The organism is Nakamurella sp. A5-74 (assembly GCF_040438885.1).
Classification (GTDB): Bacteria; Actinomycetota; Actinomycetes; order Mycobacteriales; family Nakamurellaceae; genus Nakamurella.
In genome coordinates, this window is record NZ_CP159218.1 from 2,598,214 (window position 1) to 2,612,298 (window position 14,085).

Annotated in this window: 15 protein-coding genes; 6 read left to right on the plus strand and 9 right to left on the minus strand. The window is 70.7% G+C overall.

Features of this window, described 5'->3' with window-relative positions:
* Nucleotides 1–82 precede the first annotated feature (82 nt).
* Genes ABLG96_RS11870 through ABLG96_RS11880 form a run of 3 tightly spaced genes read left to right on the plus strand, consistent with a single transcriptional unit; the run spans nucleotide 83 to nucleotide 2,169 of the window.
* Nucleotides 83–403 (plus strand): DUF2631 domain-containing protein, encoded by a 321-nt coding sequence (locus tag ABLG96_RS11870; RefSeq protein ID WP_353647599.1) that lies wholly within the window; start codon nucleotides 83–85, stop codon nucleotides 401–403.
* 28 nt (nucleotides 404–431) lie between these two features.
* Nucleotides 432–1,256 (plus strand): class I SAM-dependent methyltransferase, encoded by an 825-nt coding sequence (locus ABLG96_RS11875; protein ID WP_353647600.1) that lies wholly within the window; start codon nucleotides 432–434, stop codon nucleotides 1,254–1,256.
* Nucleotides 1,257–1,278: 22 nt separating this feature from the next.
* Nucleotides 1,279–2,169, plus strand: a complete 891-nt coding sequence (locus tag ABLG96_RS11880; protein WP_353647601.1) for a phosphotransferase — start codon at nucleotides 1,279–1,281, stop codon at nucleotides 2,167–2,169.
* Here ABLG96_RS11880 and ABLG96_RS11885 read toward each other — a convergent pair whose 3' ends face one another.
* From ABLG96_RS11885 to ABLG96_RS11905, 5 genes are all read right to left on the minus strand, one after another.
* Nucleotides 2,170–2,523 carry a cupin domain-containing protein gene (locus ABLG96_RS11885; RefSeq protein ID WP_353647602.1) on the minus strand — a complete coding sequence of 118 codons (354 nt, stop codon included), beginning with the start codon at nucleotides 2,521–2,523 and terminating at the stop codon, nucleotides 2,170–2,172. It abuts the gene before it with no gap.
* Between the two features lie 294 nt (nucleotides 2,524–2,817).
* The gene (locus tag ABLG96_RS11890) at nucleotides 2,818–4,245 is read right to left on the minus strand and encodes a hypothetical protein (protein ID WP_353647603.1); all 1,428 of its coding nucleotides are present in this window, start codon (nucleotides 4,243–4,245) and stop codon (nucleotides 2,818–2,820) included.
* Nucleotides 4,246–4,326: 81 nt separating this feature from the next.
* A complete protein-coding gene (locus ABLG96_RS11895; RefSeq protein WP_353647604.1) occupies nucleotides 4,327–5,793 on the minus strand; it encodes a TerD family protein in 1,467 nt (488 codons plus the stop codon).
* A 94-nt stretch (nucleotides 5,794–5,887) separates the two neighbouring features.
* Nucleotides 5,888–6,997 (minus strand): 23S rRNA (adenine(2503)-C(2))-methyltransferase RlmN, encoded by a 1,110-nt coding sequence (gene rlmN / locus ABLG96_RS11900; protein WP_353647605.1) that lies wholly within the window; start codon nucleotides 6,995–6,997, stop codon nucleotides 5,888–5,890.
* Nucleotides 6,998–7,073: 76 nt separating this feature from the next.
* Nucleotides 7,074–7,283 (minus strand): hypothetical protein, encoded by a 210-nt coding sequence (locus ABLG96_RS11905; protein ID WP_353647606.1) that lies wholly within the window; start codon nucleotides 7,281–7,283, stop codon nucleotides 7,074–7,076.
* 140 nt (nucleotides 7,284–7,423) lie between these two features.
* On the opposite strand from ABLG96_RS11905, the gene ABLG96_RS11910 reads away from it, so the two are divergent.
* Nucleotides 7,424–8,377 carry a DNA-3-methyladenine glycosylase 2 family protein gene (locus ABLG96_RS11910; RefSeq protein ID WP_353647607.1) on the plus strand — a complete coding sequence of 318 codons (954 nt, stop codon included), beginning with the start codon at nucleotides 7,424–7,426 and terminating at the stop codon, nucleotides 8,375–8,377.
* Nucleotides 8,378–8,417: 40 nt separating this feature from the next.
* On the opposite strand, the gene ABLG96_RS11915 is transcribed toward ABLG96_RS11910, so the two are convergent.
* From ABLG96_RS11915 to ABLG96_RS11925, 3 genes are read right to left on the minus strand one after another with little or no spacing between them, the layout of a single operon-like run.
* The gene (locus tag ABLG96_RS11915; protein ID WP_353647608.1) at nucleotides 8,418–9,311 is read right to left on the minus strand and encodes a hypothetical protein; all 894 of its coding nucleotides are present in this window, start codon (nucleotides 9,309–9,311) and stop codon (nucleotides 8,418–8,420) included.
* A 16-nt stretch (nucleotides 9,312–9,327) separates the two neighbouring features.
* Complete coding sequence (locus ABLG96_RS11920) at nucleotides 9,328–10,320, minus strand: hypothetical protein (RefSeq protein ID WP_353647609.1); 993 nt, start codon at nucleotides 10,318–10,320, stop codon at nucleotides 9,328–9,330.
* A complete protein-coding gene (locus ABLG96_RS11925; protein ID WP_353647610.1) occupies nucleotides 10,298–11,194 on the minus strand; it encodes a hypothetical protein in 897 nt (298 codons plus the stop codon). Before ABLG96_RS11925 ends, ABLG96_RS11920 begins: the two co-directional genes overlap by 23 nt.
* Nucleotides 11,195–11,492: 298 nt before the next feature.
* On the opposite strand from ABLG96_RS11925, the gene ABLG96_RS11930 reads away from it, so the two are divergent.
* Both ABLG96_RS11930 and ABLG96_RS11935 read left to right on the plus strand, forming a co-directional pair.
* Nucleotides 11,493–12,182 (plus strand): MOSC domain-containing protein, encoded by a 690-nt coding sequence (locus ABLG96_RS11930; RefSeq protein WP_353647611.1) that lies wholly within the window; start codon nucleotides 11,493–11,495, stop codon nucleotides 12,180–12,182.
* A complete protein-coding gene (locus tag ABLG96_RS11935; RefSeq protein ID WP_353647612.1) occupies nucleotides 12,179–13,324 on the plus strand; it encodes a glycerate kinase in 1,146 nt (381 codons plus the stop codon). The genes ABLG96_RS11930 and ABLG96_RS11935 overlap by 4 nt, the downstream gene beginning before the upstream one ends.
* A gap of 30 nt (nucleotides 13,325–13,354) precedes the next feature.
* On the opposite strand, the gene ABLG96_RS11940 is transcribed toward ABLG96_RS11935, so the two are convergent.
* Nucleotides 13,355–14,083 (minus strand): ferritin-like fold-containing protein, encoded by a 729-nt coding sequence (locus ABLG96_RS11940; RefSeq protein WP_353647613.1) that lies wholly within the window; start codon nucleotides 14,081–14,083, stop codon nucleotides 13,355–13,357.
* Nucleotides 14,084–14,085 lie beyond the last annotated feature (2 nt).

A 14,085-nucleotide genomic window follows, 5' to 3' on the forward strand; every position in this document is an offset into this window, starting at 1 on the left:
CCGGCTGCGCGCCGGGCGTCGACCATCGCACTTCCGCATCACCGCAGGCAGCCGTAGAAGCGTCGAAGGATGAGGAGACACCATGTCCGGAATGGATCTGGAGAAGAAGGCCCCACACGGAGACGACTCCGCGCTGGTACCGCACTCCTCGCCCGCTCCGGTGCGCTACAACCCCGATGCTCCCAGCGAGGAATGGGGCTGGCACGGCGAGTGGCGCGTGTTCGCTGCCAAGGGGTCCAAGACGCTGCTCGTCGTCTTCACCCTCGTGATGTTCGCGATGCTATTCGGCAACCACGTGAGCCGCGTCGAGGACTGGTGGCTGGTCCTCATCGGCCTGGGCATGATCGTCTGGCTCGTCTGGCGGGAAGCCGCCGCCCGGCATCGCCGGCGTACCCGCCCCTGATCTTCTCCCGCTGGTCGTTTCACGCGCCATGACGCACGGGGACCCGCGGCTTTCCTTCGATCGGGCGGTCGACGCCTACGACGAGGCTCGTCCGACCTACCCGGTAGCGCTGTTTGAGGATCTGTTCGCTCTGCTGCCCCCGGCACCCTCGGTGCTCGAGGTCGGCCCGGGAACCGGCAAAGCCACCCGAGACCTGTTGGCGCGCGGGGCTTTCGTGCACGCCGTCGAGATCGGGCCGATGATGGCCGCGAGGCTCCGGTCCAACCTTCCGCCCGACCGACTGCGAGTGGTGGTCGGTGATTTCGAGCAAGTCGGAGCAGCGCAGCTGGAGATCACACCCGGTACCTGCGATGCGGTCTTCTCGGCCACCGCCTATCACTGGATCTCCCCGAGCGCCCAGACGGACCGGCCCGCCGAGTTGCTCCGGCCAGGCGGCCTCGTGGCGATCGTCGATCTGATCCAGGTCGCCGCGCCCGACGATGACGGCTTCTTCGCTGCGATCGAGCCGATCCACCAGCGGTACGGCCAGGGTCATCGCGGGCCGCCCGCACCCGCCAGGGACGAGGTGGATCCGCCGATGCGCCGAGCGCTGGATCGCGACGAACGATACGGCGCGGTCTCTGTGCGCTGCTACGACTGGGACCAGACCTACACCGCCGCACGGTATCGACAGCTGATGATGTCGTACTCGGGTACGCAGCAGCTGGCCGAGCCGCAGCGCACGGCGCTGCTCGACGAGGTGGCAACCTGCATCGATGACCAGTTCGGCGGCACCGTCACCCGCCCGTTGGTGGTCACGCTCACGACCGCCGCCCTGCGGCGACCCGAGGTCCCGCAGAAGCGGCGTGGATGAAGACGTGCGGCACGATGCATCCGTGGACTCAGACCTGAGGGATCTACTCATTCGCCACTGGGGGCTCACCGACGCCCGAACTGCTCTGCTGGGCGGTGGCATGAATTCGACGACCTGGTCAGTTCGACACGGCGGACGGGCGTACGTCGCCAAGATGGTTCCTCAGTCGGAACTGGAGCGACTGCGAATCGGCTGCGAGATCGCCGCAGGGCTGAGCAATGTCGGCGTACGTACCGGCCCGCCGATTCCGACCCTCGACGGACAACTCGTCGTGGCTGTACCGCCACTCGCGTTGTTGGACTTCGTCCCCGGCCGTGAACTGGAGGGACGGACCGGTCTGGATCAGGAATGGATGGCGGACATGCTGGCCAGGGTGCACCGTCTGGGCGGATCCGACCACGAGCGCACCATTGCCGCCGGTTTCTTCCCCTGGCTCCGCGCGGATGCACCGGGGGCCCGGAACCATGCTTGGCTACCGGCGGCTGTCGATCGCATCCGGGCAGAGGTTGATCCGCTGATGCTCACCCACGGCCTCACGCACACCGACCCGGCGCCCGAGGCGTTTCGCAGGGACGAGATGCTGGGGGTGACCGGATTGATCGACTGGACCGGGGCGCAGCGCGGACCCGTGTTGTACGACATCGCCTCCGCGGTCATGTATCTCGGTGGACGCGAGCGAGGTGCGACTTTCCTCGAGACGTACCGCACCAGGGGTGTTCTCAGCGATGTCGAACTCGAGCACCTCGACACCTTGCGGCGATTCCGCTGGGCGGTTCAAGGCGTGTACTTCGCCGGGCGGCTGCACGCGGAGGATCTGACCGGTGTCACAGCTCCGTCGGACAATCTGCGAGGGCTTGCGGACGCTCGCGCGGGACTGCATTCGCTCGGGATCGACGTTTCCCGAGAGAGCTGATCAATCCGCCGGGCGAGGATCGATTCGACGTTCGAAGACCACGATCGACGCGGCCGTCGACGCCCGGGTCTCGTGCTGCTCCCCCGGCTCGAACAGCACCGCTTGCCCCTCGATCAGCTCTGCCGTTGCGGAGTCGGTGGCGACGATGATCGTCCCGGTCACCACCATCAGCAACTGCAGGTCGGTTGCCGGGTGCCTACCGATCACACCGCCCTCGTCCAATCTGCCGACCACCACGGAGGAACCACCATCGAAGGTGAGCAACTCGTCGGTGGAGCTGGTGGGATGGTGCACCGTCACGCCGTGGGAGCCGAAGCGTTGGAGTTGGACCGGAACCACGGGTACGAGTCGCATGCCGATGATGCTAGATCGAGACCGACGCGCCGCTCATTCCCGGCGGGTGATGGCCGGCAGCCCGGCTGCAGCCTGAGGTTCGCGGAGGTTGCAACGTGACAGCGATCGTGGAGTTCAACCAGCCTGACCCGTTGCGTTCGGCTGCACATTCACCGGCGACCCTGCGGCGGCGGCATGCCCGTCACTGGTAGTGCACGTGAAATCGGTTGCACAGCAACAGGTCCGAGATCAGCAAGCTCCTGTCGACCGCGCGGACGACCCGATCCGTCACCTGCAAGGCAGCAGCGACCGCCGTCAGCTCCCGCGGTGTGCCCGCAGCTCGATCGCTGCCGCCACCGAAGCGTCCGGCGTGCCGTCGTCCGGGACGAAATCCCAGGTCAGACCCACCCACGGATCGACGATCTGGGCCGGCACCAGCGGGAGCAACGAGCCGGGGACGCCGTCGCCGAAGCTGTTCCGCAGGTCGTCGGGGGCCAGGAACAACACCGACATCCCATAGCGCGGACCGAGGATCGCCACCCGCCGCAGTCGTCCGACCGTCTCGGAAACGTCATCCGTGGGTACCCACGAGCCGTCCAGCACCATCAGGACCACCGAGGGCAACACGGCATTCGTCGGTACCGGCGCACCTGCTTCGGCAGCCATGTCTGCCAGGTCCACCCGGTGTGCCAGCTCGGTCAGCGAGGCGTCGATCCCGCGATCGGCGTTCCCGGCAGCGCTCGTCGACCAATGCTGCTGGACGCTCGCGTCGTCGCTGAGCACCCACAGACCGCGACCGGCGGGACCCGCAGCCAGCAGGCGGCGCACCAGGGATCGGGCGGGACCGTCGTCACCAGCGGTCCAGGGCATCACCAGGTAGCCACCCGGCACCGACCGGGCGCGGTACATCGGGATCCGCAGCGACGTGGAGTCGGGCCGGGTCAACTCCCCCGTCCGGACCATCGCGTTCTCCTCGACGGGCAGCCGTTCCCACGCGGCCGAGGTCCAGCGGGCCAACGGAGCGGGTACGGCCACCTCCAGCTCGCCGAGCTCGGCGATGAGCTCGTCGAGCTCGGCCAACCGTCGCTGATCGGCCCGTTCCAGGATGTCGTCGTGCCGCGACCCGATCTGCCGGCGACGCGGGTCGTCCGCGGTCCGCGCCGTCGGATCACCCATCAGCCGTTCCAACTCCGCATCGCGGTTGAGCCCGGCATGCCGGGACGCATCGGCATGCGTCGCGGCACTCCGGCTGGCGTCCTCCCAGACCCCCGAGGCGATCCGGGACCAGTCGCGTTGTTGCTGCGCCGCAGGAGCTTTCGCCGGGACACCCGACTCTGGGGGGTGGTTGGTGGCGCCCAGAGATGCGCTGATGGACGGTATTGCCGGCGCCCGGACCGTGGCCGGGATGTCGAAAACCTGCTGCAGCGCAGCGAGATCGGCCAGTCCTCCGCCCAACGCACGCAACTTCCAGCTGCCGTCCGGCCGCCGATAGAACTCGATCAGCAGGGCCACCGCCGATCCGGCGGGCGGCGCGGCGGTGAATGCGTACCGCTGACCCGCCGCGTCGAGCACCTCGACCCCGATCGGCCCGGTGGCGCCGATCCCCACCACGACGAGCCGGACGGCGGACGGCGGCGCGGCAGCAGGGTCGAGGACGCCGCTCGGATCGAGGGGCCCTGGTTCGCCGATCGAGCGGTCGTCGGCCCCGACCGCGACGACGCGACGGTCCGGAGCTCCCTGCACCGTGACAGTGCACCGACCGCGTGCCGGCGCAACGTTCTCACCCGGTTGCAGCACTCTCACGGGAGCGGTCACCGAAGGGAACTACAGGAACCGGGCGAGCTGCGGGAACGCCTCGGACGGCGTCTTCGCCTGGATACCCTCGCCGATCGCCTGCATCTGCCAACCGTTCCCGGCCCGGGACACCTTGGCCATCACCATCCCGGTCACCGGCATGCCACCGGTGAGGGTGTACCGCGCGAGTTCGCCGCCGTTGGTGTGGTCGACCAGGCGGCAGAAGGCGTTCTGCACCTGCTCGAAGGTCTGACCCTCGTAGGAGGTGACGATGAAGACGATGGCGTCGATGTGCGCGCCGACCCGCGTCAGGTCGATGACGATCGTCTCGTCGTCGCCGTCACCGGCTCCGGTGCGGTTGTCGCCCTGGTGCTGGACCGACCCGTCCTTGCTGGTCAAGCTGTTGTAGAAGGCCAGATCGACCGGATTGCCACCGGAGTACAGGACGGCCGACGCGTCGAGGTCGATGTCGACCTCACGGCTGCCGAACATGCCGCGCTTCTTCTGCAGCGGATCCCAGCCGAGACCCATCCGGACCAAGGTCAGCGCACCGCCACCGCCGCTCTTGCTCAGCGAGACCTTCTGCCCCTTCTGCAGGCTCACCGGCCGACCGGCCGTGAGGCCCTGGTCCTGACCCGACGGCGCAGCGCCACCGGCCGGCGTGCCCTGTGGCGGCGGGAAGACCTGCGCCGCAGGCGCACTGGGCGGCGGGAAGGCCTGCGCAGGCGCGTTAGGCGGCGGATAGGCCGCCGGTGGCGCGCTGGGCGGCGGGAAGGCCGCAGGCGGTGGGCCGGGCGGCGCTGAGGGCGGCGGGCTCATGGAGCCGAACGCGCCACCGCTGTCGTGAGCAGGCGCAGTTGGGGCCGGCGGAGCGGGCGGGGGCGTCATGGAGCCGAACGCGCCTCCGCTGTCCTGAACCGGGGCAGTCGGGGCAGGCGCGGCGGCAGGTGCGGGAGGAGAAGTCGCGGCAGGCGGCGGCGAGGCCGGAGCGTCATCGACGGAAACCCCGTGGTCGCGGATCAGTTCGGCCAGACCACCGGCGTAGCCCTGCCCGACAGCGCGCACCTTCCAGTCGGCTCCACGCCGGTAGAGCTCGAGGGCCACCATGATCATCTCGGAGTCCAGACCGGTCACCGAGTACTCCGCGAGCGGGGCACCTTCGCGGGAGGTCACCGTGGCCACCGGAGCCGGAAGGCTGCCGAAGCGCTGCCCCTGGGTTTCCAGGTTCACCACGGCGCGCACCGTGGTGATGTCGGCGGGGACGGCTGCGAGGTCGACGTCCAGGACCCACGTCTGGCCCTCCCGGACGCACCGGACACCCGGCCCGTCGGGCTGGTTGAAGAAGATGAAGTCGGTGTCGGAGCGGACCTTGCCGCTGTCGGTGACGAGCAGTGCCGACAGGTCCGTCGGCGCCTGGACAGCGACGGCGATCCGGACAGTGGTGGCGGCCAGGGGTGCGTTCTGGCCCTTCACGAGCACAGCGGCGGGGGTGGTCACATGACTCCTTCGTCCGACACATTCTCCAGCGGTTGCCGAAGATCCGGTGAGCTCGATCCTGCCAGGTCGGTGACCGGCTGTCCGGCAGTCGGACTCAGACCTCGGCCGCGGCGAGCTGACCGCAGGCGGCGGCAATCTCCTGACCGCGGGTGTCGCGCACGGTGCAGGTGACGCCCTGGGCGCGGACCCGGCGGACGAACTCCTCCTCGACCGGCTTCGGTGAGGCGTCCCACTCCGACCCGGGGGTGGGGTTCAGCGGGATCAGGTTGACGTGCACCAGCGGGCCGAACTCGCGCTGCAGCAGCGCGCCGAGCATGTCGGCCCGCCACGGCTGATCGTTGATATCCCTGATCAGCGCGTACTCGATCGACAGCCGCCGCCCGGTGGCGTCGACGTAGCGACGCGCGGCGGCCAGCACCTCGCCGATGTTCCAGCGGTCGTTGATCGGGACCAGCGTGTTGCGCAGCTCGTCGTCGGGGCAGTGCAGCGAAACGGCCAGCCGGACCGGGATCTTCTCGGCTGTCAGCTTGTCGATCGCGGGCACCAGGCCCACCGTCGAGACGGTGATCGAGCGGGCCGAGATGCCGATACCGTGCGGACCGGGCGCGCTGATCTGGCGGACGGCCTCGATCACCCGCGGATAGTTCGCCATCGGCTCCCCCATCCCCATGAAGACGATGTTCGACAGCCGACCGGGACCGCCCAGCACGCCGTCCCGGGTGGACGCCGCAGCAAGCCGCACCTGCTCGACGATCTCGCCGACGGACAGGTTGCGTTGCAGGCCGCCCTGGCCGGTGGCGCAGAACGGGCACGCCATTCCGCAGCCGGCCTGCGAGGAGACGCAGAGCGTCACCCGCTCCGGGTACCGCATCAGGACGGACTCGATGAGCGTGCCGTCGTGCGCGCGCCAGAGCGTCTTGCGGGTGTCGCCGTCGTCGCAGGCGATGGAGCGGACCTCGGTCAACAGCTCGGGCAGCAGGGCATCGACGAACTCCTGCCGGCCGGCGGCCGGCAGATCGGTCATGTCCTGCGCCGAGCGGGTCAGGCCGCCGTAGTAGTGCCGCGTCAGCTGGTCGGCCCGGAACGGCGGCTGGCCGGCCGCCTGCACGGCGTTCCTACGGCCCTGCTCGTCCAGATCGGCGAGGTGCGTCGGCGGCTTGCCACGCCGGGGAGCGGTGAACACGAGTGGGAGTGATTTCGTCATGACGTCTTCATTGTCCCACGAGCTGCGGTCGGTCCGGGTTGCTCGCGAGCTGGGCGGTGACGCAGCCGGATACGCGTCAGTCGCCTCGGGGCCCGAGCGTCGAGGTGAGTGCGGGGAGCATCAGGAACAGCCAGGACCACGCCCACCCGTCGAAGGCGAAGCCACAGACCATCATCAGCACGAATCCCAGCGTTCCGGCGACGGGGGTGAACCTGTTGAGGCCGGCCTCACCGCGCGCGACGCGGTCGGGCCCGCGGTCCCGACCGAGCGATGTCGCAGTGCTCACCCTGCGATGGTGCCAGTCACCGCTTCGTCCGGGGGCCCCGACCCGCGTGGTCGCCGCTGAGGGGATCTCGTCTCGTTCGTCCCTCACTCGCTCGATCGCCGGCGGGAGCTCCGTCGGAGGCCGGACCTATTCTCGGGTCCATGGTGGAGCAGGTGCGGACGTGGCGGCCCGGGTGGCCGTGTGCCGTCGGCCCGACGCTGCGCATCCTGCGCCGTGGGGCGGGTGATCCGACCTACCGCACCGTGGACGGTGCGCTCTGGCGCGGCATCCGGACACCGGACGGTCCCGCTGCACTGCGGATCGTCGAGCATCCCGACCGCGGCGAGGTCGAGGGAACGGCGTGGGGTCCCGGTGCCCCCTGGGTGCTCGAGTCGCTGCCCGCGATGCTCGGCGCCGAGGACGACGTGAGCGGGTTCGAGCCGCGGCACCCTGTGCTCGTGGAGGCCCACCGCCGACATCCGCACTGGCGGGTGACGCGGACCGGGCTGGTCATGGAGGCGCTGGTCCCCGCGGTGCTGGAGCAGAAGGTGACCGGCAAGGAGGCCTTCGCAGGGTTCCGCGCTCTGGTGTACCGGTTCGGCGAGCGGGCACCGGGGCCGGGCGGCGAGCTGGGGGTGTGGGTGCAGCCGGCCCCCACCGACCTCCGGATGATCCCGTCCTGGGACTGGCTGCGGATGGGCGTCGACCCTGCGCACTCCCGACGGCTGTTGACCGTGGCCGCCCGAGCCGGCGCGCTGGAACGCGGCGGTGTACTCGGCCCCGAGGAGCTGGATCGCCGGCTGCGTTCGCTGCCGGGGATCGGGGTGTGGACCTCCGCCGAGGTGCGATTCCGCGCCCTGGGCGACGCCGACGCCGTGAGCTTCAGCGACTACCACGTCGGCAAGAACATCACCTGGGCCCTCACCGGCGAGATCGACGGCGACGACGATCGGCTGGCTGCGCTGCTGGAGCCCTGGCGACCGCATCGTCATCGGGTGCAGCGCTTGATCGAGCTGGCCGGCCTCTCCCGGCCCCGCCGCGGACCGCGGATGACGCTGCCGACCCACCTGCCGGCCGACCGATGGGCGCAGCCGGGGATGCACCGACCACGATGACTGTCGGCCTTCGGGCATCGGTGTCCAGGTGCTCGGTCGGTCAGGCCAATGGGAGCGGCCCTGATCCCAGGCCGACCACCGACGATGTCAACTGTTGTCCCGCCGGCGCCACCACATCACAGAACCAGGTCGGGCCGAACGGACCTGGAAGCATGCCGGAGTGGATCGACAGGCCGGAGCTGGAGAAAGCCGCGGAACCGGCGCCCGCACCGACGACGGTGTGCGCGAAGCCGGTGCAGCTCGGAACTCCCCGCGGCTCGTCGGCGGTGCCGATGCGTTCGCTGCCGTGCGGTTGTGCGCAACCGATCGCCTCCTGCTTTCCGGTGAGACACCACCGCGGGGCCGCGGATGCTGCCGGGATCATCGTGTCCGACAGCGTGAACACTGCCGGCGGCAGTCCGTAGGGAACCTCGATCAGGACGCAGGCGACGAAGTCCAGCGCGCCGTCGCCCGTGCGCACCATCGAGGCGCGGCGGTCGCCGTGGATCGTGGTCCAGCCCGACGGGGATTGCTCGGGAAAGAACTCGGCCATGGGATCGGCTGCAGCAGTGCACTTCTGCTGAACCTGCCGGTCGTCGATCGCCGCCAGCCGCCACGCATCCACCACCTGACCCTGGTGCGCAGTGCTGCACGAAGTGCCGGCGATGCTGCCCGGAAGGACCGGCAGCGGGAACTGCGGCAGGGCAACGATCACGGCCGGCGGGTCGGCGACGTCGACCTGCCAGGTCAGGCACTCACCCGGAGCGGGCAGGGGCAGCTCGACGCGCGCAGATCCGATCCCGGTCGACGCCCGCTCCCGTGCTCCCGCCGGTACTGCGACCACCAGCGCCACCGCCAGCAGGATCACCGGGCCCCACCGGCGCGAGATGTGCCGCGTCGTCGGTGGTGTCCGTTCCGGCAGCTCTTCGATCCGCCAGCCAGTTGTGTTGCTCATCCGGTCTCCGTCCGCCTCAGCGCAACGGGAGCGGACGTTCGCCCAACCCGACGACGGTGTCGACCAGCTGCCGACCGCTGGGCGCGATGACGTCGCACAGCAGGAAGGTGACGTCCGCGCTCCCACCCAGGGTCTCCTCGGTGGTCGCGCCGACGTGGGTCGTCAACACCCCGGGCCCCGGGATGCCGGAGACCCATTCCTCCGCGCCGACCACTGAGCGGGCGCGGTCCTCACAGCTGCTCGTCGGCGTCACCCGTGGCCCATCGGTGGAGAAGATCCCCACCCGCTCGAAGGTGTGCGGTTGCTGACATCCGGTGCTGCGGCGCTGGTCGTCCAGACACCAGGAAACGGTGGCGTCCTCGGGAACGTCCGCGCCCTGCCGGCCCCGGTCCGCGAGAGCCCGGTCGATGCTCAACAGGCTGTACCGACCGGAGTCCCAGCGCAAGATCGAGGCGCAGGCCGTGAAGTCCAGCAGCGTGGGCCCGCCGGTCACCACGACGTTCGAGCGGCTGATCACCGGGACGCTCCAGTCCGTCAAGGCCCGGTCTGCTGCCGGGTGGCCCGCCTCCCAGACCGCCGACACCCTCGGACACCGGCCGGGCTCCGCTGCGCGGTCGACCGTTCCCGGCCGCCAGGTGGACAGCACCTGTCCCTGGTGCACCTGCCGGCAGCCGACGACAGCCACCGTTCCGGCCGCGGGAGTCAACGGCGCTGCCGGGTCGACGCTCCAGCGCAGACAGCTGCCGACCGCGGGCAGGGCCGTCGACGGGGCCGCGCTCCCCTGTCCCGCCGTGTGTCGCGGTCTGCTCCCGGCCACGCCGGTGAGACCCAGCAGGACAGCGAGCAGCAGCGCGAGGCCGACCGCACGACGCGGCGCGGCGTCCCGCACCGGTTCGGCGCCCGGCACGGGTTCGGTGTCCGGCGGGAGGTCGACGATGTGGCGTGCCGGTCCCGTCGCCCGGGACGGTCCGGTCCCCGGGGGTGACTCAGCCCAGCGGGAGCGGTGCATCGCCCAACCCGACGACAGTTCCGACCATTGCCCGGCCGACCGGCGCCACGACGTCGCAGAACGCCCGCGGCAGGTCGATGAGCGCCCCCTGCCCGGTGCGGACCTCGCGGACGGTCAAAGCATCCGGTCCGCTGAACGCTCCCGCGGACCCGACCACCGCGACGGCGTAGTCGAAACAGCTGTGCCGAGGTCCACTCAGGCCCGCGTACCCACCGGGAGCGAAGGTGCCGACGCGCTCCACGGGGTGCAGCTGATGGCAGCCGACACCGAGGCCGCCGGCGTCCAGACACTGACGAGCGGACCTCAGCTGGGTGGTTGCGTCCGCGGTCGGGTTCAGTGCGAACTCGGAGGACTCCGACAGCAGCACTCGTGGCGGATCGGTCCCCCGAGCGATCACCACACAGGCGAGGAAGTCCACCGCCTCCACACCGGACGTGATGACCGTCGTCGAGTAGGCCAGCGAGCCGCCGTCCCAGTCCGTCGACATCATCGACACGCTCCAGCCCTGGTCCCGACGGGAGCAGCCGGCCTCGATGCTCGAGGACGACGGCTGGGCACCGATCCGCCAGGCCTGCAACACCTGGCCCTGGTGCAGGTCGTCGCAGCCGATGATCCGGACGGTGCCCGGCACCGGAACGGTCTGGCTCGCAGGATCGGTGTCCCAGCGCAGACAGTTGCCCTCGACCGGCAGCTGGGCCCGAGGACCGGATGCCGGAGACCCGCCGATCGTCCTGTTACGAGACCCGGCGACCGCGGCGAGCCCCAGCGCGATCGAAACCAGCAACGCGACCCCCAACCAGGCCGGAACCCTGCGCCGCGGACGGGCAGGAACCTCGTCCGGCAGGTCGACGATGACGGGGCCGCGGGGGTCCATCCGAGTCCTCCTCGCGTCGCACTTCTCTGTTGAGCGCCGCAGAGAATGGTGCGCTCCGGGCGGCGACGGAGACGCGACCTGCAAGGTACCCCGATACCCCTCCACCCACTCAGCTGCGCCCGGCCCGGTCCAGACCCGACGAGTCGGTGCCCCGGGCCGGTCGGGTCGGCCCTTGCCCTGCGGGATCGACACCCGAACCGCTGACACCCATCCGGGTGCTTCCGCAGGCTGTTGCCCCAGCGCCGCCCGACACCGAAGCCGATCGACACGTCGACGCCTGTGCTGGGAGACTGCCCGGATGCCGGTGTCCAACGTCCTGTCCGTGAACCTGGGTCGCGCCGAGGTGTCCGCCGCGTCCCGCAAGGGTGTGACCGGCATCGACAAGATCCCCACCTCCGTGTCCGTCGGAGTGCAGGATCCCGGTCGGAAAGGTCTGGGCGGCAGCGGGTTGGCCGGCGACACCGTCTGCGACCTGGGTCATCACGGTGGCAGCGACCAGGCCGTGTACGCCTACGCGAGGGAGGACCTCGACGGCTGGCAGCGGCAGCTCGGGCGTGACCTGCGCAACGGTCAGTTCGGCGAGAACCTGACGACGATCGGCGTCGAGATCACCCACGCCCTGCTGGGCGAGGTGTGGGCCGTCGGCGCACAGCTGAAGTTGCAGGTGACGGTGCCGCGGGTGCCGTGTCGGACCTTCGCTGCCTTCCTGCACGAACGCGGCTGGGTGCGACGGTTCGCGGAGGCGGGCACCACGGGCACCTACCTGCGGGTCCTGGTCCCCGGTCCGGTGCGCGCCGGGGACACCGTCGCCGTGCTCGAGCGCCCCGATCACGGCGTCACGGTGCGGACGGCCTTCCGGGCGTTCACCACCCGACCGGAGCTGCTGGCCGAGCTGGCGCGCGTCCCGACGCTGGGTTCCGAGGCCAGGGCGATGGTCGAGCGTCGTGCACCTCTGACCTTCGACGCAGACGCCGACGCACACGCATGAGCGCCGACACCGACACCGCAACCGGGCCGCGCACGGTCGTCATCGCGCCGGACTCCTTCAAGGGATCGATGTCCGCCGCGCAGGCCTGCACCGCGATCGCCGCCGGCTGGCACAGCGCCAGACCGCAGGACGACGTCCGGTGCGTGCCGTTGGCGGACGGCGGGGAAGGTACCGCGGACGCGATCCGCGATGCGACCTCCGGCAGCCGCTCGATCGGCTGCGCGGTGACCGGACCGGACGGCCGGGATCTGACGGCCGCCTGGGTGTTGCTGCCCGACGGCACTGCGGTGGTGGAACTCGCGGTCGCCTCGGGCCTGCCGCTGCTGGCGCGCGCGGATCCGTCGGGGGCGCAGACGATCGGCTTCGGACAACTGCTGCGGGCCGCAACGCTCCACCCCGACACCCGTCGGATCGTCGCGACCGTCGGCGGATCGGCCTCCACCGACGGTGGCACCGGCGCCCTCCGAGCGCTCGGCGCGCGATTCCTGGACGCCTCGGGCGCCGAGCTGCCTCCCGGCGGCGGGCCGCTGACCGAGCTCGTCGCAGTGGACACCTCGGAGCTCATCGCGCCGCCGCCCGGCGGGATCGAGGTGCTCAGCGACGTCACCTCGCCCCTCACCGGAACCCACGGTGCAGCAACCGTTTTCGGGCCACAGAAGGGGGCGGACGCCGATGGGGTGGCGTTGCTGGACGCGGCGCTGACCCAGCTGGCGGCGGTGATCGGTGGCGCTCCGGACGCAGCGGGAGCCGGGGCCGCCGGTGGCAGCGCGTTCGGGCTCGCCACGCTCTGGGGCGCTCGGTTGCGGCCCGGCGCACCGGCGGTCGCGGAGATCGTCGGGTTGGCCGACGCGCTCGTCGGCGCCGATCTGGTGATCACCGGCGAGGGTCGGTTCGACGAGCAGTCGTTGCGCGGCAAAGTGGTCGGGCATGTGGTCGACAGCGCACGGTGCCCGGTGGCGCTGCTGGCCGGCGGGATCCTGGACTCGGCCGAGATCGAGCTGGTGTTGGACGGTTTCGTGGCCACCGCGACCCTGGTCGGGCTCGCCGGGTCGCTCGACGCGGCACTCGACGACCCGCAGCACTGGGCGATGATCGGCGGAGAAGCGTTGGCAGACAGCGTGTTCGGTCGAACATCGAGCTGACCGCGCAGCTCGCGACCGGGTGAACCCGGCTCAGGCCAGCCCGAGCGACTTCATCCGCTCACCGTGCCCCATCTGCAGCCGGCGGAAGAGCGCCGCGATACCGGTCAGGTCGCCGGAGCCGGCGATGATGAGATCTGCCAGCGACTCGCGCTCGGCGATCACGTACTGGGCCTGGGTGAGCGCTTCCCCCAGCAGCCGACGACCCCACAAGGCCAGGGCGCCGGTCAACCGCGGGTCCTGCTGGCAGGCGCGCCGCACTTCCCGCACGGCGAACGCCGAGTGCCCGGTGTCGCCCAGCACGCCGAACACCAGGGCGCGGGACTCCGGGTCGAGCCATTCGGCGATCTCCCGGTAGAAGTCGGCGGCCAGTCCGTCGCCCACGTGTGCCTTGACCAGCGACTCCAGCCACGAGTGCGGGGCGGTCGAATCGTGGAAGGCGTCGAACGGCCGGGAGAAGGGCAGCATCACGTCCTCGACGGCGATCCGGTGACCCCGCAGATAACCGGCCAAGGCCTGGAAATGTCCCATCTCGGCAGCTGCCATCTGGGCGAGCGCCACCCGTCCGGCGAGGGTCGGCGCGTAGCGCGCATCCGCGGCCATCCGGTCGAAGGCCGACAGCTCGCCGTAGGCGAGCACCCCGATCAGGTCGATGACGCCGGGCTCCGGCGGCGCGGTGGCCACCGCACTGCGGAGTTCCTCGTCCTGGACCTGTTCCGGACGATCGCCGTCTGCCGTCGGGTCGCCCTGGCTGCGCATCATCG